The organism is Actinocorallia herbida (genome assembly GCF_003751225.1).
Classification (GTDB): Bacteria; Actinomycetota; Actinomycetes; order Streptosporangiales; family Streptosporangiaceae; genus Actinocorallia; species Actinocorallia herbida.
Genome location: NZ_RJKE01000001.1, coordinates 5,714,070 through 5,735,853, shown reverse-complemented (window position 1 = coordinate 5,735,853; position 21,784 = coordinate 5,714,070). Strand labels below are relative to the sequence as shown.

Sequence of the window (21,784 nt, the reverse complement as noted above, 5' to 3'; positions counted from 1 at the left end):
GTCAGGGCTCGCCGACCGTCGGCCTGCCCAGTCGGCGCAGCATGGACGTCACCTCCTGGTAGGTGATCGGTTCTCCCCGCAGGAGCGACTCGTACTCCGCCTCTCTGCCCTCGCGACGCCTGGGCCAGGCGAGGAAATCCTCGGTTTCGAAGTCCCGGAAGCGATCGAAGTCGTGCCGCCTCCAGCCGTGGACGCCGCCTAGGGCCTCTCCCAGCATGTCCAGCGACTGGCGGGCCCTGGCCCGCTCGGCGACGTCGAATCCGCGCCCCGCCTCGCCCCGCGCCGTGAGGAGCTCGGTCAGCCTGTCGTAGGCGGTGTCCATGGTCTTGCGGACCTCCGCCTGCTCGGCTTCGCCTCTGACCAGCCGGCGGTGCGCCTCGTACCGGTCGACCACGGTCCGGTAGTTCTCGACGGCGCTCGCGTCGTCGATGCCCTCCAAGGCCTGCGCGAGGTGGTAGCGAATGGTCATCGAGGGCAGGTCGTACCCGTCGTGGTGAAGGAGCTCCGCGGCGCGCTCGACCTCCTCCCGCGCCGCCCAGACGCTTCCCGCGGCCCAGAGCCGATTGGCCCGCTCGACCGCGGCGGCCGCGGGGTGGTCTCGCCAGAACACCGGAAGCCAGGGCGGGATGAGGAACCATGAGGTGGCCGCCTCACCTGCCTGGGCGCGCAGCCATTCCGGCGCGGCGGGGTCCCCTGCCAGTGACGGCAGCGCCTCCCTGCCCTCGGTCTCCAGCCATTCCCGGAAAACGGGTTCCTGCAGCAGGAACTGCACGGTCTCGATGATCCGGACACTCTGCCGTTCAGGCTTGACCCGGACGATCCACCGGTCGAGCATGGCCTGCTCCGTCTCCACGTCCAGCGTCGCCAGGTCGTTCGCGCTGCTCGTGCCGAGCAGGCGCGAGAGCTGGGACGAGGCGCCGACCGGGTCGCTTCCCTCGTAGACCGCGACGGCGGCGGAGGCCATGTCACGGCACAGGGGCAGAAGGCCGGGGGCGGACGTCAGAGGCCGGACGATCTCCAGCGCCTCGTCCTTCCGCCCGAGGTTGGTGCCGATGATCACCGCGGCGTTCAGTCGCTGCATGACCGCGAAGTGACGGCGCCCCGCGCGCTCGAGGGCGTCGGAGGCCTCCAGCATCGTCGCCGACGACGCCTCAAGGCCCATCATCGCGTGATGGCTCTGCGCCAGCAGGGTCAGCACCCTCCCCCGGGACGCCCAGACGAGCCGTTCCTGTTCCGGCTTCACCGATGCGGGTTCGGCCGCGCACAGGTCCAGGGCCGCCTGCGTCACCGCCACCGCGCCGTCGAGGTAGGTCGTGTGATGCCGCAGCCTGCCCTTGCTGTGCCGGAACCGCCGCTCCAGCACGCGCGAGAGGACGACGATGTCGTTCGCCAAGGACATGTCGGTCCCGGACCGTCGCAGCACCCGGTCCTGGGCCCAGCGCTCCGCGATCGCCCGCTGGTCCTCTGGCCGGGCGTCGCACAGGACCAGGCGATCGGCGGCGCGGTACAGCAGCCCGATCTCCCGGGACCGCGCGCCGGTGACGGCGAGGAGGAGGGCCGTCGGGGGCAGCGCCCAGGCCGCCACAGCCAGGAGCGACCCGTCGCCCGCCACGACTGACGCCGAGACGACGAAGAACCCGAGCGCCAGCAGGGCGTCGATTCCGCCGGTGAAGAGCGTCTGCTGACGCTCGCGGGAATCGCGGAGACGCGGCCACATCGACCAGTCCGAGTCGGCGTCGGTCAGCGCGACCGCGGCCAGGACTCCGGTGGCCAGGCGGATGAACTGGCCCGCCACCACGACCGCCCCGGACACGGCGACGACCTGCCACCGCGGATCCCGGCTCGACTCCGCCCACACGTCCGCGACGCCCCAGGCGCCGGCGACCGCGGCACCCCAGTACAGGAGAGCCGCGAACCTGACGTCCCTGCGCCGGTAGCGGGTGAGCCACCCGGCACGGCGGACGTGGAATCCGGCGAGCGTCACCAGCCATACCGTGTCCCAGACCAGGACCCAGGACAGGGAACCCGAGACGAGCACCCACCCCGGCCACACGATGAGGAAGAGCACGCTGAGCGTGTCGACGACCCGGCAGAACCCTTCGGGAGGGCTGATCAGGTACTCGTTGCCGAGCCAGCGGAGGAGGTCCAGCGTCACGCCGAGCCCGCACCACACCCACAGCGAGGTCGAGTAGGCGTCCTCCAGGATTCCCAGGACGAGCAGCGCGGCCACCGAACTCTCGACGCCGATCCGCACGCGTCCGAGCGCCGCCGCGATCGTGAGGAAGGCCAGGAGATCCCCGGCGCCTGTGGCCGACGCCAGGAGCCAGCAGACGACGCCCCAGAACGGCAGCCGTACGAGCCACATCTCGTCTCTCCTCGCCTCGGCCGCCACGGGCAGGGCACATGGATCCGGGAGCGGAGCCCCGCGTCCATCAAATCCCATGCCGGGGCGCACCAGAACGCCGTGACCGGCACGGATGCCGATAACGGTCCGCCCGATTCCGGGGAGGGACGGCGAACGGGCGCACACCTCCGTGCCACGCCTCACGCGGAACCACGCCTCGACCTGCGAGCACGGCCCTTAGCGGGACTTTTCGTTCCGATGTTCGTCAAGCCCCGTGGTCGCCGTCGGGCTGGAAGCGGGCGAGCTGGCGGCGCAGCAGCTCGGTCTTGGCTCCGGGGTCGTCGATGATGTGGGCGCGGCAGGTGAACTGCACGGCCGCGTAGTAACTGGTCGGCACCCCATCGCGGGCGGGGACGCCGCCGGGGCGCGCCAGGGGCCGGGGATGAAGGCGTAGTCGTCGATGACGCTCAGTACCACGTTCGGGTCGTGGTCGACGGCCTTCCACGCCGGGATGGGCCGGGCCGGGTGGACCAGCAGATCGCTCCTGTCGCAGCGGAAATGGGTGGGCACCACCACCGGAGCCTGCCCGGGCGGGCCGTTGACGCACAGCTGCCCGAAGTCGTGGCCGCCGGCGATCCACGAGCGCCACTCGGCCTCGTCCAGGCTCGTGTCCCAGGGCTGGATGAACATCGTCGCAACTCCTTCGATCAGGCGGTCGGCGGGGTCAGGACAGGGCGAGGAGGCTGACGGCCAGGGCCGCGGCCCCGAGGCCGGCGAGCTGGCCGCGGCCGATCCGCTCGTGCAGCACGCCGCGGGCCAGCAGGACCGTCGCGGCCGGGTACAGGGCGGTGATGACCGCGACGACGGTCAGGTCGCCGCTTCTGGCGGCCAGCAGGAACAGCAGGTTCGCCACCGAGTCCAGTGCTCCGGCGGCCGCCGACATGCCGTAGGCGGGGCGCTCTGGCCCGAGCCGGCGCCACATCAGCGCGGCGGCGCTCAGGGTGAGGGCGGAGGAGACGGTCCTGCCGACGATGAGCGGGGCGACCCCGCTGTCGGCCGGTGCCTGGTGCAGGAACACCAGTTGCAGGGAGATCGCGGCGCCGGCGCCGAACGCCAGTAGCAGGGCGGTGCGCGAAGGCCTGGCCGATCCGGCGCCGGACCCGGCGCTGACCAGCACCACCGCGACCAGCGCCAGCGGGAGGCCGATCAGGGCGGCCGCGGCCAGGTGCTCGCCCTGCAGCAGGCCCACGCTCACCGGCAGGGCCGCCGACACCAGCGCGGTCACCGGCGACAGCACGTTCATCGGGCCTATCGCCAAAGTCCGGTACAGCAGCGCGAACGCCGCCGCCGACGCCACACCCGAGGCCGCACCCCACGCCAGTGCACCCGCGCTGAACGACGCGCCCAGCAGCGGCCACAGCACCAGCTCCACCACCAGGCTCGCCGGAGCCGCGATCATCACCGTGCGCAGCACATGGGCCTTGCGGGCGCCCAGACCGCCGAGGAAGTCCGCGCATCCGTAGGCGAGCGAGCAGCCCAAGGCCAGCACCAAAGCGATCATGACACCCCCCGGAAGTACAATGGAACGACTCCAGGTTATGTCATACCGACCGAACGGGTCCAATCGAACGACCGGAAGGTATATTGGACTGATCGATGGGAGGGTGATGATCAGATGACGGAACCGACCGCGGCTCTGCGCACGGTGGCGGCCAACGTCCGGGCGGCCCGCCAGCGCGCGGGCCTGACCCTGGATGAGCTCGGCCGCCGCGCCCAGGTCAGCAAAGGCGCCCTCGTCGCGCTGGAGAAGGCCCAGGGCAACCCCAACCTCGCCACCCTCGTCCGGCTCGCCGACACCCTCGGCATCTCGGTGTCCGACCTGATGCAGGGACCGCCCGAAGGCCGGGTGCGCGTCGCCGACGCGGCCACCCTCGCGCCCCTGTGGACCGGCGAGCACGGCAGCCAGGCCCGCCTCATGCTCACCACCTCCACCGTCGGCCCCGTCGAGGTCTGGCGCTGGAGCCTGGAGCCTGGCGAGGACTACCCCAGCCACCCCCACCAGGCAGGCGTGGCCGAGACCATCAGCGTCACCGCCGGCCAGATGACCCTCATCGTCGACGGCACCGAACACCCCCTGCACGCGGGCCAGACCGCCACCTTCAACGGCGACGCCCCCCACACCTACCGCGGCACCGGCACCGAAACCTGCCACCTCATCATGACCGTCCACCTGCCCCCCGGCCAGAACACCTGAGCGGCCACCGCACCCTACGAGCTCGTACGGCCCGCTGAGAGCGTCGTGACGCGATCAGTACGGTCCGGCGGCGGGGATCGGATCGTGGCGGTAGTGGGCTGAGGCCGGTGTCGGTTCGGTGACGAGCCGGGTCAGGTCGCCTGGTCAGGCGGTCGGGCTTCGGTGATGTTCTTGTGGACGACACCAATGGAGACCTTCACCCCGGCGGCGATGGCGCGGATGGACTCCCCGCCGGTGGCGGTCGAGGATGGCGGCGCGCTCGTCGTCGAACTCCTAGAGCTACGGCGAGGGGCAAGGTAGGTCCGCGAGGAGGATCGGAACGGCCAGAGCGACAAGCCATTGCGGTTCGTGATGGTTTCGGGAGCGCCGGAAGGGTTCGCGGAATCCTGGTACAGAACACCTCGACCTGGAGCGTCACCCGGCTGGGTTCCTCCGGCCGGGGTCGGCTCTGTCGGACCACATGACAAGAGGCTGGCTAGGCAGCCGTTGGCGAGCGTCTGATCGCGGTGATGAGGAGGTCGGCGAGGGCGTCGGCGTATTGGTGAACGTCGGTCTCGGGGTGCTCGTGGAGGTAGGTGAGCATCGTGTCGATGGCGCCCTGGTAGGTGATCGCCATGACGCGGGCGTCGAAGTCGCGAAGCGAACCCTCCTCTTGGCCGCGGTGGAACAGGGCTTGCTGGCCCTGGTAGGTCTCTTCGTAGTAGTCGGACAGGCCGAGCCGCGGGGTGCCGTCGGCTGCGCGCAGGTTCGTGCTGATCTGCCGGAGCGCCGTTAGCTCCGGGTGGTGCGTAACGCCGAGGTCGGCCGCGCGATGAATCGCGGCGCGCATGACCTCGGGGACCGGATCGGTCAGGACGAGAGCATCGACAAGGCCCTGCCGGAGAGTCACCAGAGTGGCCCTGGCGACCGCTTCCATGAGGCGGTCCTTGTCCGTGAAGTGGTGCGAGACCAGGCCTTTGGAGACCTCGGCCCGCTCGGCGATCCGAGCCAAGGAGGTGTTCTCGTAGCCCAGTTCGGCGATCACCGCCACAGTGGCCTCGATGATCTGCGCCCTCCGCACCTCGTCGCTGAGACGCCTGCGAACGCGCGGTGGGCGAGACTCGCCGTGGGTCATGGTCATACCGTCATTCCTAGCGGGTCTTCGTTGGATACAGGTCAACGGCGTGCTGAACGACGCACCAGGACGAGCATCGCCAGCATCAACAGGGCGATGGCCGCCATCTCGACCCTCATCCATGCCGGAAAGACGCCGGGCAGAGCGGCTTCCACCAGATTCACTACGAGCAGCACCGCAGCGATGATGCCGAGCGCCCGGACCGCCTTGGTGTTGCCCGAGCGGGCGGACCGCAGCCGCACCGGAAGCAGGATGGCGAAAACCAGGACGACCAGTGCGTGCCCCCAGGCCTCGTCGGTCGCCTGCTCTGGGGCCGCGGACGACATGGCGCCCAGCGCCGCGACTGTTCCGATCACGATGGCTACATAGACCGTGACCACCGCACTGACGAACCGGAGTCGACGGGGTTCGCCGACCGCCTTCGTATTGACCATGCGGCCAATATTATTGACCACGCGGCCAATGTCAAGATCGAGCTTGGCCCTCCGCTCCGAAGCTGTCCTCAGCCCCAAAGCAGCTGTGGGTGATGGTGGTGACTGTGGGTGCATCGCAGAAATGACCAGTTCTGCGAGCCTTACGTAGCGAGACTGAGAAGCACCTCACCGAGACCTTGGCCCCTTGCCGTAGGACCGGGAGACCTGGGCCGTCACCGCGACCTGCGGGGCTTCGGTCGTGGTCGACACCTAGCCCTCGACGATGTCCCGCACGACCGCGACGAACCCCCGCTGCTCGCCCGCGTCGGGGCGCGCATTCGAGCGCACCGCGACCCACGACAGGACGTATCGGCCGTACAGCGCGGACGGCTCGCCCCACTTCCCGTGGAAGTTACGCGCCGCCGGGGCCGTCGGGAACTCGTAGACGCTCAGGTCCTCGGTGGTGATCAGCTGCAGGCAGCCCAGGTCCGGACAGTTCTGCGCGGTGTCGTCCCGAGCATCACGCAGCCGGTACCCGGCCGCCTGCAGGCCTTGAACCACCTCGTCGGCCGACAGCGCACCTGCCGGACGGGTCGCGGCGACGCCCTCGTCGAGGCCCTGGGACGGCGCGGCGGATGGGGCGGCCGGCGCGGTCGCCTGCTCGGACGCCACAGAGCAGCCGGCGAGCAACGGCAGGACCAGAAGAGCGGACGACAGGCGCATGCGCCGGACCGTAACAGCATCACCCACAGCTACCTGGCGGCTAATCGCATCTTGTGAGCGGGCACGGATCGCAGTGCCTGACTTGGCGAGGGCACCAGATGCCTAGCCCCAGACCGGTCCGGTCTGTGCCCGCTCGTCCGGGTCGCCGTTGTCGTGATCGGTGGGTGCCGGGTGGATGAGCCTGACTTTGGGAGGACCCTGTCGAGGTCTCGTCCCAGACCGGCCGCCCCGGCATTCTCCTGTCACGGCGGTGGCGGCTGGTGGAGCGTGGTGTTCGTGGTTCGAGCCCGTTCGCAGGGTTGACCTCCCCAACGCGGCCGAGCCACTGAGTTCTCGCGGCAGAAGGAGGCCCTGCGGATCGCTGGGGTCGCGAACGGCTGATCGGATGTCGGGCCGGTGAGTCCTTCGATTAGCGGGCCGCGCGTCTCCGCTGTGGCTGTGAGCTGCACCGATAGTCCGCCTACCCATCACTGGAGGAGAGTTGGCGAAGCTGTTCTGCGGAATCGACTGGGCTGAACGACACCACGACATCGCCATCGTCGACGACTCAGGGACCCGGGTCGCCAAGGCCCGCATCACCAACGACGCCGCGGGCCTGCGCGAGCTGCTGAACCTGCTGGCCAAGGTCGGCGATCACGCTGGCGAACAGATCCCGATCGCGATCGAGAAACCGCACGGTCTGCTGGTCGCCAGCCTCCGCACCACCGGACGGCAGGTGTTCGCCATCAACCCCTACGCGGTGGCGCGCTACCGCGGCCGCCACGGAGCATCCGGCAAGAAATCCGACGAGCAGGACGCGCTAACCCTGGCCAACATCCTGCGCACCGACATGACCGCGCACCGGCCGCTGCCCGCAGACTCCGATCTGGCCCGCGCGATCACCGTCCTTGCCCGCGCCCAGCAAGACGCGGTCTGGGACCGGACCCAGCTCGGCCAGCGCATCCGGTCGCTGCTGCACGACTACTACGCCGCCGCCTTGGAGGCGTTCGGGCACCTGCGCAACGGCGGCGTCACCAAGGCCGAGGCCCGCGTCATCCTCGCCCTCGCGCCCACCCCCGCACGCGCCGCCACCCTCACCCGCGGGCAGATCCGGGCGGCACTCAAGCGCGCTGGCCGAGCCCGCAAGGTCGAGGAAGACGTCGAGCGCCTGCACCAGATCTTCCGCGCCGAGCACATGCGGCTACCCGACCTGGTCGAGCAGGCCATGGGTGATCAGCTCACTGCGCTACTCGGTCAGCTCGAAGCCGCCTGCGCCGCTGAGAAGAATTTGGCCAACGCCGTCGAGGAAGCCTTCACCCAGCACCCCGACGCCGAGATCATCACCAGCTTCCCCGGAGTCGGACCTCTGGTCGGCGCACGGCTCCTGGCCGAGCTCGGCGACGACCGAACCCGCTTCGCCGACGCCCGCGGACTCAAGGCATACGCCGGATCTGCGCCGGTCACCCGGGCCAGCGGACGCTCCAAGCACATCATGAACCGGAAAGTGAAGAACGACCGCCTGGCCGCCGCCGGCTACCTCTGGGCATTCGCCTGCCTCCGCCCCTCACCAGGCGCCAGAGCCCACTACGACCGCCGCAGAGCCTCCAACGACACGCACACCGCCGCCCTGCGACACCTGTTCAACCGCCTCATCGGATGCCTCTACCACTGCCTCCAAACCCGCAGAACCTATGAGGAAACGACGGCGTTCCCACCCCGCCTGGCAGCCGCCGCTTGACACCACAACGTGCTCGGATGTCTGGGGCCACGTTCGGGAGCGGAGGCCGGCTCGGGGTGTCGGGAAATCATGGCGGTCTCAAGGGGTCGATGCATCACCATATGTTGATCTTGCGGTGGTGGAGGACGTGTGCGGGATTACGGGCTCTCGCCTGCTCAGCAGGATGAGATCTGGCGGCGTTGGCGTTCGGGTGAGTGGTTCAACTCGATGAGCCGGGTCGTGGGCGTGCCGATGCAGCATGTGCGGCGGTACCTCGCTCAGACCGGAGGGGTCCGACGCGAGCCGCCGATGCGTCGCGCGGAACACCTGTCGCTGGCCGAGCGGGAGGAGATCTCCCGCGGGCTGGCGGCGGGGAAGTCGGCGCGGGCGTTGGCGGTGAGGCTGGGGCGATCGTCGTCGACGGTCTCTCGTGAGATCGCCCGTAACGGTGGCCGGGCCGCTTATCGGGCGGTGGCCGCCGATGAGGAGGCTCGTCGGCGGGCTCGCCGTCCCAAGACTCCCAAGCTGGCCGCGTGCTCCCGGCTGCGGGCGGTCGTGGAGGACAAGCTCGCTCAGCGCTGGTCTCCTGAGCAGATCTCGCATTGGCTCCGCCTGGCCTTCCCCGACTCGGCCGAGATGCGGATCTCGCATGAGGCGATCTACCTGTCGCTGTTCGACCCGGCACGCGGCCGGTGCATCGACCGGACGCTCACCCAGCGGCTGCGGGCCGGTCGGCCGTTCCGCCACCCCCGCTGCGCCAAGCGGCCCGACGGCCGCGGCGTCATGCGCGACATGGTCTCCATCAGTGCCCGCCCGGCCGAGGTCGACGACCGGACGCTGCCCGGGCACTGGGAAGGGGACCTGGTGATGGGCAGCCGCCCCTCGGCGATCGCCACCCTGGTCGAGCGCACCAGCCGCTACACCCTCCCGGTCGAACTCCCCGACGGCATCAAGGCCCACGACGTCCGCCCCTACCTGACGCGCAGCCTCCAGACCATCCCGCCACGCTCCGCAGATCGCTGACGTGGGCCCGCGGGCGGGAGATGGCCGAACACCAGGCCCTGACCGCTGAGACCGGCATGCAGGTCTACTTCTGCCACCGCCGCAGCCCATGGGAGCGCGGCACCAACGAGAACACCAACCGCCTCCTGCGCCAGTACCTGCCCAAGAACGCCGACCTGCGGCAGCACGGTCAGGCCGACCTCGACTGGATCGCCACCGAGCTGAACAACCGGCCACGCCGCATCTTGGGGTACCGAACCCCGGCCGAGGTCTACGCCGCTCTGGCCGGAGGCGTGGCTACGGAGGTTCGACAAGAGAAGGTCCGATGGGTGATGGCCCTGTCGGATCGCGCCGGGGCAGGGATGTCCCCGGCCAGGCCCCCGTCAGCGTCGATGTGGGCTCCTGTGCGGGGGCGCCCGCTGGCTCATCCGTCGTATTCGCTCCAGTCGAGGTCGAGCGCCCTGAGCGGGCGCAGGACGCTGCGGTCGGTCGCCACGACCGAGACCACGCATTCGTCGTCATCGGCTTCGCCGAAGTCGAACTGGGCGACCAGGCCAGGGGAGACCGCGAACGTCGCGGGGCAGCGCGATCGCAGGAACGGGGAGAGCGGGACGTGCCGCCAGCCGTCGATCATCTGCAGGGCCTGCCGACGGGTCAGGATGGCCTTGGGCCATGCCCGGTAGGGAGCATCAGCGAAGGCCTCATAAAGGGCGAACTGGAGCAGGAACCCGCTGAGAGGTTCGCCTTCCTCGTGCCACACCTCGCGGTCCTCGGAGATCAGTACTCGAGGATCGGTGTCCTGGCCGGAGGCCAGCGCCCAGACGAAGCACCCCTGGTTCTCATCGCCGAAGTGGAGTCGGCCCGCGGCGTCGACCTCGAGCTCGGCGGGAGACCGCAGGAAGTTCTGCCGCCCCATCACGGAGACGTGGCCGCGAGCCAGCGCGTAGAACTCCTGCAACGCTCGCGGCACAGGTATCCCTGCTCCTACCACCTCCGGCGGTATGGAGGCGTCCGGTGTCCGCCGGTACCAGCCGTCGACGAACTCGCGCAGCGCCCGGGGCCGGTCGTCGGCCACATGATCCAACCACGCAATTCCCGGCAAAGCCGCAGGTGGCACCGGGGGACGGACGAGGTCGAGCGCCTCCCAGGACAGAGGCTCGTCGAGCGTGATGTCCGCTGAACGAAAGACGCTCGGGTCACCGCTCCAACCGGAGCGCCTGCACCGGCCCGAACCGGCGCTCAGCAGCCCGTCGGGCGTTCGCACGAACAGGTGATGAGGGAAATCGTGCAGCTTGTCCTCGAGCACTTGGTCGAACCCGGCGGGCACCTCTCCCTTCAGTTCGAACCTTCGATGGCTGCGCACCCCGCTGGCCGCCAGATCGTCGCCGATCCCGGCAATGATCACCAAACCCTCGGAGCCGGTCAGCACCGTCGCGCCTCCCACGGTGAACGACCGCAGTTCCGGGCCGGCGACAGCATTAGCGACACCCTCGTCAACGATCTTCATCCCGAGCAACCTAGCCGCCTCCTACGCCCCTCGGCCACCGCCCACCGCAGGCTCGCCCTCCGCCGACTTACCACTCACCCCGCCGACCGGCCGATACGGTTTCTGCCTGGGATGATGCGCTGATCGTTTGAGACCGCCACCTATTCCCGACAGGGCGGGTCGTCAGTACTTGATTGCGGTAAGGCGCCGCAGTGCGGCATAGGCGGGTGGACCCCACGTGGCCTTGCCGCCTGGGCGGCCGTGGACTCCGGCTTCGCCGATGCTGATGCAGGCGAGGGCTTTGAGCACGGCCAAGCCGCGGGCACGGCGGAGGGTGTCGGCGTCCGGGGTCGGTCGGTAGGCGGCGTGGAATCGGTCGATGGCGCCGTCGGGGAGCAAGATCCACGCGGCGGCGAGGTCGTAGGCGGGGTCTCCCGCGAACATGTCGCCGAAGTCGATCACGCCGCTGATGGTGCCGTCCGTGGTGAGGACGTTGGCCGGATGCAGGTCGCCGTGGAGCCAGAGTGGCGGGCCGTCCCAATGGGGCGCTGCCGCGGCATCGTCCCAGACTGCGCGAACGGCTTCAGGGTCGGAGATCAGCCCGCTCTCGGCAGCCCAGGCGAGCCCGGCGGAGAAACCCTCGGTGTAGTGGGGCAGAGGCCCGCCGTGGTCCCGCCCTGTGGGGGCCTGGTCGGGGGCGGGCTGGTGCAAGGCCGTCAGGAAGGCGGCCAAGGCGTCGGCGGCCGCAGCGCCTCGCGTGACGGGCGCGCGGTCGGCGGGCTCACCCGGCACCCAGGTGGTCACGATCCAACACTGCGGAAACAAAGCCGAGGGTTCGCCGAGCCGCTGCGGGACGGGAACCGGCAGCGGAAGGCGCGCGGCAAGCGAGGGCAGCCAGGTGTGCTCCTTGAGCAGCAACTCCGCCGCGGAATCCGTCGCCCAGGGCAACCGCACGGCGAGATCGTCGCCGAGGCGCCACAGCTGGTTGTCCCACCCACGCGCGCCGAACGTCACGGGCCGATCGGCCAAGTCGGGGTGCTGGTCACGAAGCAGCTCCCGCACCAGCTCAGCGCCGATCTCGACCTCAGCGTGCGTCATACAGGACAACAGTAGTCGGAAGAAAACCGGTCGGTTCCGGGCTGGCGGGAGGCAACAGAGCGATCAGAGTCTCTCGGGGCCTGACGAACATCGGGACGAAAAGTCCGGCTAGGGTCCGCGCTCGCAGGGGATCGCCCCCTGCGCGACCCCGACCCGGACGATGAAGGCGATGAGTAGGTGCGCGTGGCCCTCGGTGGAGGTGACCGACCACGCTCACCTGCCCCGCGGTTCGTCGCTGCGTCGGATCTCCAGGGCCTGCGGGGGAGCGGGACCACGCGGTGCGTTCCGGTTCAGGGGACGCAGAGCCTCCAGTTGTTCGGCGAAAGGGGATCACCGCCATGCCCGTCCGCCTCAGTGCCGGCGGGCTGGGTGCCGTCGGCGCTGTCAGAAGGGTGGTTCGGTGGGGTATTCGCCGTCCCAGGCGGGTTCCGGCGGTTCATCGATCGGCTGTTGGAGGAGTCGTACGGCCTCTTCGATGCGGCCGAGGTCGATGAGGAGCTCGGCACGGCGAGCGCTGCCAAATGTCGGGTACCGGTCGAGGACCGCGGCGGCTTCCTCGGCGCGGCCGGCTTCGGCGAGCACGTCGGACAGAGCGCGGGCCGCGTACCAGGTGTCGCCCTCGGGGTGGGACCGCGCCTCCTCGATCGCCTCGTCGAGCAGGCCGCAGGCGGCCATGAGCGGAAGCCGCATCCGGAAGAACTCCCAGTCCTCCTCGCCGCCGCGGCGAGCCTTGAGGGCATCGAGATGGGCGAGGCCGTCCCGGGGCCGGCCGTGGTCGGCGTACAGGGTGCAAAGAGTGTCGACGATCCAGTCCTCGGCGCCGCCGGGCCGTTCGGCAAGTGAGCGCATCACTTCGATCGCCTCGTCGCCCAGTCCGTGCCGGACCAGGAGCTCGGACAGCGCTACGGCCACATGCCACATCCCGTCCGGTCTGGCACCGAACGTGCGGTAGGCGGCGATCGCGCCTTCCACGTCGCCGCGTTCCTCCAGCACTTCGGCGAGGCGTTGCACGGCGTGCCCGTGGAACTCGGACTCCGCGTAGGCACGCAGTTCCGTGATCCGATCCTGCCTGGCCAGCAGGTCGACCAGCTGGTCACGGCCGTTGACGGACGTGGACTCGCGGGTGTGCAGCAGGGCGATCGCCTCCTCGATCCGGCCCTGGCGTTCCCTGATCGTGGCGAGCAGGCCGACCGCGTTGGACGGTTCCATTCGGAGGTTGGGGCAGCCGGGGTCGTCGCAAGCGGGAACCGCCCCTTCAACCCGGGCCTCCAGCAGGGTCGCTGCTTCCTCGTCCATGCCCGCCGCTTCGGCGACGTCGACCAGGCACTCGGCGACGAACCAGTTCTGGATCCCGGCACGCAGCAGCATGAACGCCTCGCCGCCGCGGCCGTGGCGGGCCAGCAGACGCGCGAAGAAGACCAGCGCCAGCCGGTCACCGGCCTCCGCGTACGGGCGCGACAGGGCGATCGCCTCCTCCACCCGGCCCCAGCCCTCCAGCAGCTCCGCCCGGGCTCGGTCCGCCGGCCACCAGCTCGTGGCGATGTACGGAGCGAGTACCTCCAGCGCCTGCTCACGCCGGCCCCGAAGCCCGAGCAGCCGTGCCCACTCCAGCGCGCAGAACCACTCCCCGCGGCCGGCCTGGAACTCCACTTCCCGCTCATGACCGAGTTCGAGAAGCCGTGACACCAGCAGCGGAGGAATACAGCCCCTCAACGTCCGGGCTCGATGGTCAAGCTCAGCAGCGTCCACGACGACGCACCTTAACCCTCGCCACCGACACGGCCCGCACGTGAGGGCCCGCGCTCGGGTCGGTACGACAGCGCTTCTTGACGGTGGTGGCTTTTCGTGGTGTCGGGTGCGCTTCGGCTGTGGGGTGTTGAGAATCGTTCTAGTTCCGACACCCCACAGCCGAAGCCCGTGCGTGCCTCGGGGGTCATTGGGGGTTTTTGGGAGGTTTGTGGAGGAGGGGTTCGAGGTGGGCGGCGGTCTGGCGGTAGCGGCTGACGGGGATGAGGTGGACGCCGTCGAAGGCGCCGCTGTCGCGGATGGCCAGGACGTGTTCGCAGGCGGCGGCGATGCCGGCGTCGGGGTCGTGTTCGACTGCTTGGACGAGTGTGTCGGGGATGGTGATGTCGGGGATGGTGGCGGCGAGGTTGCGGGCCATGGTCGCGCTGGCCAGGACCATCACTCCGGCGTAGACGGGTGCGTCGATGGTGATGGTCTCGCGCCACCGCAGCAGGTCGTCGAGGCTGTAGCTGACCTGGGCGAAGACGAAGTCGGCGTGCTGCTTCCAGGCGGGCAGGGGCCGCATGCCGGAGGCGACGCCGATCTGGAAGCGCGGATGCCCGGCGAAGACGGGGTCGGTGGTCGCGGCGCGGGCTTGGTCGAGCATGGACCGGACGGTGAGTTCGCCGGTGCGGTCGCCGGAGGCGGGTTTGTCGCCGTAGACGAACAGGAACCGCTGGACGCCGTAGGCGGCGGCGGTCAGCAGGTCCCGCTGGAAGCCGAGCAGGTTGCGGTCGCGGGCGTTCAGGCAGGCGATCCCGGTCGCTCCCATCGCCTGCACCTCGTGCGCGACCGCCACACTCGACACCGTCGCCCGCCCGATGTGGTTGTCGGGGATCAAGAACGCGTCCGCGACGGCGTCCAGTACCCCGATCTGGTGCCGCACCCGCCGGAGATCCGGCCGGGTCGGCGGCTCGATCTCACACACCACCTCGAACCCACGCGTCATACCACCACCCTAAACGGCCGACCACCGGGCACATAGAGCCACGACCGACCTCAGCACCATCGACTGTCCGCGGGATGAGAGCCCGGCGCCGCGGCGGAGCCCCGTCGTCGCCCACATGGGGAACGGCCGGGCGGCCCGGCAGGCGCAATCCGTCCGATTGAGGTTCGTCGCGTACACCCTGACCAGGACATGCCCTGCCCCGCCCACCGGCGCGTCGACACCCGGCCCTCGTCAGCGCGGGCGCGGTCGGCGGTCGACGGCTGTGACGATCAGGTCTATCTCGCCTGCCCCATAGGCGCGTAGCAGGCGGCGGACCGCGAGCGCGAAGGTGATGCCGTCCTCAACGGTGGCGCGTTGGGCCGCGGCGTCGTGTTCGGTCGCGTGGTGGAGCCAGAACTGGCGGGTCTGCAAGGGGCTCCCGGCGCGCGGAGATGCGGGGGCGGGCGGCAGGTCCAGTTCGGCCGCGCCGTAGAGCCGGGTGAGCGTTTGGACGACCCACTGCACGGTGACCCGTTCGGATCTCGCCCGATCGGTGGCCGGCCCGTACTCGTGTTCGGTGTCGACGCCGACGGCATACCGGTGACGCCCGAGACTGTCGATCGGCCTGCCGTCCCCGTCGCTGCGGCGCGGCATCAGTAACCGGCGAACTCGGGATGGCAGGACAGGAGGAACGAGAACATGGCGGTCGCGTCGCGGGTGACGTAGAAGCCGACCATGCCCGTGTTGAACTCCTGCCGCCTCGCGGCGGGCACGCTGATCGCGTCGATGCCGTGAGTCATCAGATGGCCGTTCATCATCGACCGGCCGGTGCGTTTGTTCCCATCGAAGTAGAACTGGCTCAGCGCTGCGAAGAGGAAATAGGCGATCGCCTGCTCGGCCACCCCGTCGATTTCGTCAAGGAGCCAGGTGACGCCGGCCGTGTGGAGTTCCCGCAGGTTCGCGCCACCGGGTTCGGTCGTCGGCGGAAGGTATCGCCCGTGCTCCCCGAGACTCACCCCGGGTGTCAGCATGACGGCGCCTTCGCCGCGGAACGCACCCGACTCCAGGGCCTCGTCACGTGCGATGATCAGGTGAAGATGATCCGAGGTCGCCTTGTCGAGGGTGAACCGGCCGCCGGTGACGAGTTCGAGAAGTTCGCGGGAAGAGTCCGCGAGGGCCAGGACCTGCCGTTCGTCGTTGACTTTGTGCCCGCCCACGGTCACCCCCTCCATGAGGGTCTGCACCTCCGGATAGGTGAACGGATTCCCTTCCAGTTGGGCGGCGTCCCACACGAACTCCGGCATCGACCGGCGGTACCGCCATGCGGCCCGCTCCACGGAGTGAACACCGACCGCCCGCAGCTTCTCGGCCAGCAAGGCCCGATCCCAGGTGAAGCCCAGCGAATTCTCCATCTTCCCCTCCTACACAGATAGGTACAGTGTACCTCCTTGCCGACGCGGTGTCCCGCTGGGAGGTGAGTCTCGGTCAGGCGGCCGATGTTCTGCCTCGGTCTTCCCCCGTTCGAGGAGAAAGGGCAGGGACCGCGCCGGGTTGCGCGGCTATCTGGTCGCGGAACCAGAGGGCGCTGTCCTTGGGGGTGCGGCGCTGGGTCGGGTAGTCGACATGGACGATGCCGAACCGCTTGTGGTAGCCCTCGGCCCACTCGAAGTTGTCGAGGACGGACCAGACGAGGTAGCCGCGCAGGTCGGCGCCCTCGGCGAGGGCGGCGTGGGCGGCCCTGACGTGGGCGTCGAGGTAGGCGACCCGGTCGGGGTCGGCGACCCTGCCGCCTGAGGGCGCCGGATCGTCGAAGGCCGCGCCGTTCTCGGTGATGATCAGGGCGACGTCAGGGTAGTCCCGGGACAGCCTGGTCAGCAGGCCGGTGAGGCCCGCGGGCTCTATCGGCCAGCCCATGGCGGTGCTGGGGCCGCCAGGGTGGACGAATACGAGGTCCTCGCCGCCGGGCCAGGCCGGGTCGGCGGGGGCGCCGGGGGCGCCGGCCACGTACTGCGGGCAGTAGTAGTTGATGCCGAGCAGGTCGATCGGCTGGTGGATCAGCTCGAGGTCGCCGTCGCGCAGATGGCCGAGCCCCGCGTGTCTCTCGACGATCCTCAGCAGCGGCTCCGGCATCTCCCCGCGGAGCGCCGGATCGAGGGACTGCCGGTTGAGCAGCAGGTCGACCCGCTCTGCGGCGGCCGGGTCGCCGAGGGCGGGGGACAGGTTGAGGGTCAGGGCCAGCTCGCGGGCGCCCGCCTCGCGCAACGCCCGCGCGCCGAGGCCGTGCGCGAGCAGCAGGTGGTGGGCGGACCGGAAGGCGTCGGCGGGATCGGTTCCGCCCGGGGCGTGGACGCCGCTGCCGTGGCCGAGGAAGGCCGCCACCCACGGCTCGTTGAGCGTCGTCCAGGTGCGGACGCGGTCGCCGAGCCGGGCGTGCACGGCCTCGGCGTAGGGCGTGAAGCGGAAGGCGGTCTCCCGTGGGCCGCCCCGAATGTTCCGGACAGCGAGCCTTTTTCATCCCTGGTTCGGGCGGGCTGATCACAGCATGGCCGCGCGTTCCCGGTTCGGGCCCAGACGATAAGAAGCCGCTGGTGGATGGGTTGATCACCACAACCAACACCCGTCTCGACCAGGAGCTTCGGTGCTGTTCCATCGTGCCGCCGTCGATGTGTCGCGTTCAACGCTGAACTACGTCGCGGGCCTGATCCGGCGGCACCGCAGGGCGATCGGTTCGGCCTGGCGGCTGCTGAACCCGGGCCGGCAAGCGCTGCCGGTGCTCGTCCACCTGCGCAAGGCGAGACGTTCCCACGAGAATCACCGACTGAAGTTCCTCGCGCTCATCAGGCGTCAAGCCTGGGCACCACCTGGACCATCGTCAAGCCCGCGAACGATGCGAGGGTCGACGTGCCTGCCACCATGCGGGTTCCAGCCCGGCGGCGCCCTGGAACTTCCGTTCGGTCGAGGCCCGTCTCATCCGCGCGCAAGCTGCACGGGAACTGATGTGGGCAGTTGCTCCAGATCAGCGGACGGGACGGAGAGCACGGCGCGCTCGCCTGGAAGCCATGCGAGCGGCACCACGCCGTTGAGGCTTTTGGCACTCGTGGCCTCATCCGGAGTCCACCGGAGCGTGGCCGTGTCACCGCTGCGGACGATACTCGAAGTGCCAGGTGCGCACAGGAGCATCATGATCGAACGGCCGTCCAGGACGCCGGCCGTGAGCTTAAGGTCCGACTGCTTTTGCGTCGACTTCTGTACCGGACTTGATCGGCGCGGACGTGCGCAGTAGGAGCTCTGGGTCGTGGATATCGTGGCCGCGCCAGGTGACGTGGCGATGTCCGTCGAGGAGGCCGAGACAGTCGGCCGTCCGGTGCGTGCTCCGTCCTCCCGCGGCGACGATTCCCTCGGGCACGGGAGCGCACTGCGTTTCACCGCGCAGCCCGACGATGATTTCGTGGATGCGCCGCTCGTCCTAGGTACGCGTCCGGGAGGACGATCGCCTTGACGGTGCCGGTCGGCTCGGGCGCATCGTGTTGAGATGGCGCGCCGAGGGGACGTGGGTTCCCGGGGGACGCGAACGGACGGGAACCGCTCGGGATCTTTCCGGAGGGCGGGAGGCCGGAGGACGCGGAGGCGTTCCTGGCGTAGTCGGTCGCCGGAGCTCGGGTCGAGGTGCGGCGGCCGGCGCTGGGCGGGCGAACGGCCGGGCCCGCGCCGGCCGCCCGGGGGTGGCCGGCGCAGGGCGCGGTCAGCGGAAGGTCTGGCGCATCTCCCCCAGGACGTCGATGCGGCTGACCAGGACGTCGTCGGGGCCGAGGAACCGCTGCGGGACGCGACGGTTGCCCACCCCGGCCGGAGTCCCGGTGAAGATCAGGTCGCCGGGGTGGAGCGGGCACACCGCGCTGATGAACTCCACCAGCTGCGGCACGGAGAAGATCATGTCGCTGGTGCGCGCCGCCTGGACGCTCTCGCCGTTCAGGAGGCACTCGATCGCGAGGTCGTCCCGGTTCGGCACCTCGTCGAGGGTCACCAGCGCCGGACCGGTCGGGCCGAAGCCCGGATACGACTTGCCGAGCGAGAACTGCGGTGGCTTCCCGGTGAGCTGGAGGACCCGCTCGGAGAGGTCCTGCCCGACGGTGAGCCCGGCCACGACCTCCCAGCCCTCGCTCGCGGGCACCCGGTGGCAGGCCGCGCCGATGACGGCGACCATCTCGAGCTCCCAGTCGACGTTGCCCTCGGGCAGCTCGACCTGCGCGTCCGGGCCGACGATGCAGCTGGGGAACTTGGTGAAGAGCAGCGGAATCTCGGGCGGGACGTAGCCGGCCTCGGCGGCGTGCGGACGGTAGTTCAGCGCGACCGCGAAGACCTGCCGTGGCCGCGGGACCGGCGCGTCGAGATCGGCGGTCCGGTAAGGGCTCGCCGCAGGCAGCTCGGCGCTGACGGCCCAGGCCTGGAACGCGCTCCACTCGGTCAGGACGTCCATGGGGTCGGGGCCGAAGCGTCCCGCGGAGGCTTCGGCGATGTCGACCGCGCCGTCCTCGGTGAGCAGGACGGCGCGGTCGGCCAGCGTGGCCAGGCGCATCTGCCCGGCCTCAGTTCGCCGGGCCGTAGAGGTCGCTGGAGAACGGCTCGGTGTCGTGCGCGTCCTTCCAGCTGATCACGTGGTTGCGCAGCGTGCCGATGCCCTCGATCTCCGCCTCGATGCGATCGCCCGGCTGGAGGTAGAAGTCGAACGGGTTCGGCTGCACGGCGGCGACGCCCGAGATGGTGCCGGTGGTGATGATGTCCCCGGCCGTGTAGCCCTGGGCCGAGTGGTAGGCGACCAGGTGCGGGATCGAGATGATCATCTGCTGGGTGTTGCCGGTCTGCCGCCGCTCGCCGTTGACCCGGAGCTCCATCGCGAGCGTGTGCGGGTCGGGGACTTCGTCTTTCGTGATGATCCAGGGGCCGATCGGGCAGAAGGTGTCGATCGCCTTCGAGAAGGAGAAGACGCCCGACTGCATCTCGCGGCGCTGGATGTCACGCGCGGTGATGTCGTTGAAGACCGTGTAGCCGGCGATGTAGTCCTCGGCCTCCTCCGGGCCGAAGAACTTGCCGCTCTTGCCGATCACGATGGCCAGCTCGAGCTCGTAGTCGAGCTCCTTGGTGAGGCCCTCGGGGTACACGATCGGCTGGTCGGGGCCGATGATCGCGTCGACGTTCTGGAAGAAGACGATCCCCTTGTGCACCGGGTGCGACCAGTCGACGGCGGTCAGCTCGTCGTGGTGGTCGGTGAAGTTGCCGGCGGTGTGGAAGAACTTCTTGGGCACGATCGGCGCCTGCAGGGTGACCTCGGCGAGGGGGAACCGGCGTCCGGTCTCCTCGGCCCTGCCTTCCTGCTCGAAGAAGTCGCGCATCGACGGGACGTCGAGCTCGACGACGGCCTCGCCGTCGAGATGGCCGACCCGGCCGTCGTTGAAGGTCACGAGTTTCATGCGGAGTCTCCTGGTAGTCCGATACGGAAGACGCGCAACTGCAGCGCGAGCGTCGAGTAGTAGCCCACCAGCGTGGTGAGCTCCACGACCGTCTCCATGCCGCTCAATGAAACAGCTCGTTCGAAGACGGCGTCGTCGGCGTCGTCGCCCTCGACCAGGGCCCGCACCAGCTCGAGGGCGGCCGCCTCGGCGGGATCGTTGAGGTCGGGTGCCGTGCCCGAACGCACCGCGGCGATCTCCACGTCGGTCAGGCCCGCGGCCCGGCCGATCGGCTCGTGCGCGTAGCGCTCGAAGGCCGAGTCCCACCGTGCCGCGACCGTGAGGATGGCCAGTTCGCGGATCCGGGCGCTGAGCGAGGTCCGGTAGCGGATCGCCGAGCCCAGCTCCTGAAGGGCCGACCCGACCCCGGGTGCGAACAGCATCGCGTTGAAGGGGCCGTTGAGTCTTCCCTGCCCGTCGGTGAGGGCGAAGAGCTGGGGGCCGCCGGCGCGGGGCCCTCCGGTGATCGCGTCGTAGAGGGCGCGCTGGTCGGGGTCTAGCTCACCAGGGGCGAGGCGGGGCAACCGAGTCATGGGCCGAGTCTCGTCCACGCGCCGGACGCGGACGGAGCGCCGTGCCGGGCAATGGCACAGCATCGCCGCTCATTCCAATCATTGGAACCCATGTAGTTTCCATCACACTCCATCGCCTTTCATCGCTCGCATGAACGACTGGCTTGGACTCCATGAACGCGCCGCCCTGGTGGCCGGCGCCGGCGGCATAGGTGCGGCGGCGGCCCTCGGCCTCGCCGGACACGGCGCCCGCGTGACCGTCACGGACGTCGACGAGGAGCGGCTGGCCGCCCTCGCCGAGCAGGCCACGGAGGCGGGCCTGTCGATCAGCACCCGCGCGGCCGACCTCACCGACCCGCAGGGCGCCCGTGCCCTGGTCAACGAGACGGCCGAGGCCATGGGCGGCCTTGACGTCTTCGTCCACGCGGTCGGCATCAACGACCGGCGCCCGGTGCTCGAGACGCCCGACGACGTCTGGGAACGGATCATCGACGTCAACCTCAAGAGCGCCGTGTGGAGTGCCCAGGCGGCCGGCGCCCTGATGGTGTCCGGCGGCTACGGCCGGATCGTCCTGCTGTCCTCGGTCTCCGGACTGCTGGCGCACGCCCACCACGCCCCCTACGCCGTCACCAAGGGCGGCATCAACCAGCTCTGCCGCGTCATGGCGCGCGAATGGGCGCCGCACGGCGTCACGGTCAACGCCATCGCGCCCGGCTACACCGAGACCGACCTGACGCGCGCCTACCTGGACAAGCCCGGCGTCCGCGAAGGCATGGTCGGTCTCGTTCCGGCCGGCCGGCTCGGCACCGCCGACGACCTCGTCGGCCCCCTCCTCTTCCTCTGCTCCACGCAGTCGGTGTTCGTGACGGGCCACGTCATGTACGTCGACGGCGGCCGTACCCTCGTCTGAAAGGCCCGACCC

At 70.0% G+C, this 21,784-nt stretch carries 19 protein-coding genes and 2 pseudogenes; 4 read left to right on the top strand and 17 right to left on the bottom strand.

Translation table 11 applies throughout. From position 1 onward, the window contains the following. Position 1 precedes the first annotated feature (1 nt). The 4 genes and pseudogenes from EDD29_RS26005 to EDD29_RS25995 all read right to left on the bottom strand — a co-directional run bounded on the left by EDD29_RS26005 (position 2) and on the right by EDD29_RS25995 (position 3,905). A complete protein-coding gene (locus tag EDD29_RS26005; RefSeq protein WP_123666915.1) occupies positions 2 to 2,365 on the bottom strand; it encodes a hypothetical protein in 2,364 nt (787 codons plus the stop codon). 244 nt (positions 2,366 to 2,609) lie between these two features. Then, positions 2,610 to 2,717 (bottom strand): hypothetical protein, encoded by a 108-nt coding sequence (locus EDD29_RS47160; protein ID WP_246053020.1) that lies wholly within the window; start codon positions 2,715 to 2,717, stop codon positions 2,610 to 2,612. Between the two features lie 104 nt (positions 2,718 to 2,821). Continuing rightward, a pseudogene (locus tag EDD29_RS48020) lies at positions 2,822 to 3,034 on the bottom strand (FMN-binding negative transcriptional regulator); the annotation flags it as partial. A 34-nt stretch (positions 3,035 to 3,068) separates the two neighbouring features. Next, positions 3,069 to 3,905 (bottom strand): EamA family transporter, encoded by an 837-nt coding sequence (locus EDD29_RS25995; RefSeq protein WP_123666914.1) that lies wholly within the window; start codon positions 3,903 to 3,905, stop codon positions 3,069 to 3,071. 114 nt (positions 3,906 to 4,019) lie between these two features. Between EDD29_RS25995 and EDD29_RS25990 the strand changes: the two genes are divergently transcribed. After that, the gene (locus tag EDD29_RS25990; RefSeq protein ID WP_123666913.1) at positions 4,020 to 4,598 is read left to right on the top strand and encodes a helix-turn-helix domain-containing protein; all 579 of its coding nucleotides are present in this window, start codon (positions 4,020 to 4,022) and stop codon (positions 4,596 to 4,598) included. Between the two features lie 475 nt (positions 4,599 to 5,073). Here the strand turns inward: EDD29_RS25990 and EDD29_RS47800 are convergent, their stop codons facing one another. The 3 genes from EDD29_RS47800 to EDD29_RS25975 form a co-directional block, all read right to left on the bottom strand. Continuing rightward, positions 5,074 to 5,718 carry a TetR/AcrR family transcriptional regulator gene (locus EDD29_RS47800; protein ID WP_170201575.1) on the bottom strand — a complete coding sequence of 215 codons (645 nt, stop codon included), beginning with the start codon at positions 5,716 to 5,718 and terminating at the stop codon, positions 5,074 to 5,076. 35 nt (positions 5,719 to 5,753) lie between these two features. Then, positions 5,754 to 6,146 (bottom strand): hypothetical protein, encoded by a 393-nt coding sequence (locus tag EDD29_RS25980; RefSeq protein WP_123666911.1) that lies wholly within the window; start codon positions 6,144 to 6,146, stop codon positions 5,754 to 5,756. 249 nt (positions 6,147 to 6,395) lie between these two features. Further along, positions 6,396 to 6,848 carry a hypothetical protein gene (locus tag EDD29_RS25975; RefSeq protein ID WP_123666910.1) on the bottom strand — a complete coding sequence of 151 codons (453 nt, stop codon included), beginning with the start codon at positions 6,846 to 6,848 and terminating at the stop codon, positions 6,396 to 6,398. Between the two features lie 481 nt (positions 6,849 to 7,329). On the opposite strand from EDD29_RS25975, the gene EDD29_RS25970 reads away from it, so the two are divergent. Together EDD29_RS25970 and EDD29_RS48215 are read left to right on the top strand one after the other, a co-directional pair. Next, the gene (locus EDD29_RS25970; RefSeq protein ID WP_123666909.1) at positions 7,330 to 8,565 is read left to right on the top strand and encodes an IS110 family RNA-guided transposase; all 1,236 of its coding nucleotides are present in this window, start codon (positions 7,330 to 7,332) and stop codon (positions 8,563 to 8,565) included. Positions 8,566 to 8,694: 129 nt separating this feature from the next. Continuing rightward, positions 8,695 to 9,830: pseudogene (locus EDD29_RS48215) on the top strand (IS30 family transposase); the annotation flags it as partial. A 140-nt stretch (positions 9,831 to 9,970) separates the two neighbouring features. Here the strand turns inward: EDD29_RS48215 and EDD29_RS25960 are convergent. The 10 genes from EDD29_RS25960 to EDD29_RS25905 form a co-directional block, all read right to left on the bottom strand. After that, positions 9,971 to 11,053 carry a hypothetical protein gene (locus EDD29_RS25960; protein ID WP_148086099.1) on the bottom strand — a complete coding sequence of 361 codons (1,083 nt, stop codon included), beginning with the start codon at positions 11,051 to 11,053 and terminating at the stop codon, positions 9,971 to 9,973. Between the two features lie 162 nt (positions 11,054 to 11,215). Beyond that, positions 11,216 to 12,130 carry an aminoglycoside phosphotransferase family protein gene (locus tag EDD29_RS25955; RefSeq protein ID WP_123666907.1) on the bottom strand — a complete coding sequence of 305 codons (915 nt, stop codon included), beginning with the start codon at positions 12,128 to 12,130 and terminating at the stop codon, positions 11,216 to 11,218. A 384-nt stretch (positions 12,131 to 12,514) separates the two neighbouring features. Then, a complete protein-coding gene (locus EDD29_RS25950) occupies positions 12,515 to 13,780 on the bottom strand; it encodes a tetratricopeptide repeat protein (protein WP_211359900.1) in 1,266 nt (421 codons plus the stop codon). Between the two features lie 283 nt (positions 13,781 to 14,063). Beyond that, positions 14,064 to 14,864 (bottom strand): methylenetetrahydrofolate reductase, encoded by an 801-nt coding sequence (locus EDD29_RS25945; RefSeq protein WP_123666905.1) that lies wholly within the window; start codon positions 14,862 to 14,864, stop codon positions 14,064 to 14,066. A gap of 231 nt (positions 14,865 to 15,095) precedes the next feature. Continuing rightward, positions 15,096 to 15,497 carry a hypothetical protein gene (locus EDD29_RS25935; protein WP_123666903.1) on the bottom strand — a complete coding sequence of 134 codons (402 nt, stop codon included), beginning with the start codon at positions 15,495 to 15,497 and terminating at the stop codon, positions 15,096 to 15,098. Next, positions 15,497 to 16,255: a Fic family protein gene (locus EDD29_RS25930; RefSeq protein WP_123666902.1), complete on the bottom strand. Its 759-nt coding sequence runs from the start codon at positions 16,253 to 16,255 to the stop codon at positions 15,497 to 15,499. Before EDD29_RS25930 ends, EDD29_RS25935 begins: the two co-directional genes overlap by 1 nt. 73 nt (positions 16,256 to 16,328) lie before the next feature. After that, entirely contained in the window at positions 16,329 to 17,333 is a 1,005-nt protein-coding gene (locus tag EDD29_RS25925) for a family 1 glycosylhydrolase (protein WP_123666901.1), read from the bottom strand. Between the two features lie 1,252 nt (positions 17,334 to 18,585). Further along, the gene (locus tag EDD29_RS25915) at positions 18,586 to 19,419 is read right to left on the bottom strand and encodes a fumarylacetoacetate hydrolase family protein (protein ID WP_123666900.1); all 834 of its coding nucleotides are present in this window, start codon (positions 19,417 to 19,419) and stop codon (positions 18,586 to 18,588) included. 10 nt (positions 19,420 to 19,429) lie between these two features. Beyond that, positions 19,430 to 20,311, bottom strand: coding sequence for a fumarylacetoacetate hydrolase family protein (locus EDD29_RS25910; protein ID WP_123666899.1), 882 nt, complete (start codon positions 20,309 to 20,311; stop codon positions 19,430 to 19,432). Next, on the bottom strand, positions 20,308 to 20,883 hold the full coding sequence (locus EDD29_RS25905) for a carboxymuconolactone decarboxylase family protein (protein WP_123666898.1): 576 nt from the start codon (positions 20,881 to 20,883) through the stop codon (positions 20,308 to 20,310). Before EDD29_RS25905 ends, EDD29_RS25910 begins: the two co-directional genes overlap by 4 nt. 130 nt (positions 20,884 to 21,013) lie before the next feature. Here EDD29_RS25905 and EDD29_RS25900 point away from each other — a divergent pair, with 130 nt between their 5' ends. Further along, complete coding sequence (locus tag EDD29_RS25900; RefSeq protein WP_123666897.1) at positions 21,014 to 21,772, top strand: SDR family NAD(P)-dependent oxidoreductase; 759 nt, start codon at positions 21,014 to 21,016, stop codon at positions 21,770 to 21,772. Positions 21,773 to 21,784: the final 12 nt, after the last annotated feature.

Excerpts from the sequence above, each read along its gene's own strand:
- EDD29_RS25975 (WP_123666910.1), bottom strand. The coding sequence starts at position 6,848 with ATGCGCCTGTCGTCCGCTCTTCTGGTCCTGCCGTTGCTCGCCGGCTGC.
- EDD29_RS25900 (WP_123666897.1), top strand. The coding sequence starts at position 21,014 with ATGAACGACTGGCTTGGACTCCATGAACGCGCCGCCCTGGTGGCCGGC.
- EDD29_RS25905 (WP_123666898.1), bottom strand. The coding sequence starts at position 20,883 with ATGACTCGGTTGCCCCGCCTCGCCCCTGGTGAGCTAGACCCCGACCAG.
- EDD29_RS47800 (WP_170201575.1), bottom strand. The coding sequence starts at position 5,718 with ATGACCATGACCCACGGCGAGTCTCGCCCACCGCGCGTTCGCAGGCGT.
- EDD29_RS25915 (WP_123666900.1), bottom strand. The coding sequence starts at position 19,419 with ATGCGCCTGGCCACGCTGGCCGACCGCGCCGTCCTGCTCACCGAGGAC.
- EDD29_RS25990 (WP_123666913.1), top strand. The coding sequence starts at position 4,020 with ATGACGGAACCGACCGCGGCTCTGCGCACGGTGGCGGCCAACGTCCGG.
- EDD29_RS26005 (WP_123666915.1), bottom strand. The coding sequence starts at position 2,365 with ATGTGGCTCGTACGGCTGCCGTTCTGGGGCGTCGTCTGCTGGCTCCTG.
- EDD29_RS25910 (WP_123666899.1), bottom strand. The coding sequence starts at position 20,311 with ATGAAACTCGTGACCTTCAACGACGGCCGGGTCGGCCATCTCGACGGC.
- EDD29_RS25935 (WP_123666903.1), bottom strand. The coding sequence starts at position 15,497 with ATGCCGCGCCGCAGCGACGGGGACGGCAGGCCGATCGACAGTCTCGGG.
- EDD29_RS25980 (WP_123666911.1), bottom strand. The coding sequence starts at position 6,146 with ATGGTCAATACGAAGGCGGTCGGCGAACCCCGTCGACTCCGGTTCGTC.
- EDD29_RS25995 (WP_123666914.1), bottom strand. The coding sequence starts at position 3,905 with ATGATCGCTTTGGTGCTGGCCTTGGGCTGCTCGCTCGCCTACGGATGC.
- EDD29_RS25960 (WP_148086099.1), bottom strand. The coding sequence starts at position 11,053 with ATGAAGATCGTTGACGAGGGTGTCGCTAATGCTGTCGCCGGCCCGGAA.
- EDD29_RS25955 (WP_123666907.1), bottom strand. The coding sequence starts at position 12,130 with ATGACGCACGCTGAGGTCGAGATCGGCGCTGAGCTGGTGCGGGAGCTG.
- EDD29_RS25930 (WP_123666902.1), bottom strand. The coding sequence starts at position 16,255 with ATGGAGAATTCGCTGGGCTTCACCTGGGATCGGGCCTTGCTGGCCGAG.
- EDD29_RS25945 (WP_123666905.1), bottom strand. The coding sequence starts at position 14,864 with ATGACGCGTGGGTTCGAGGTGGTGTGTGAGATCGAGCCGCCGACCCGG.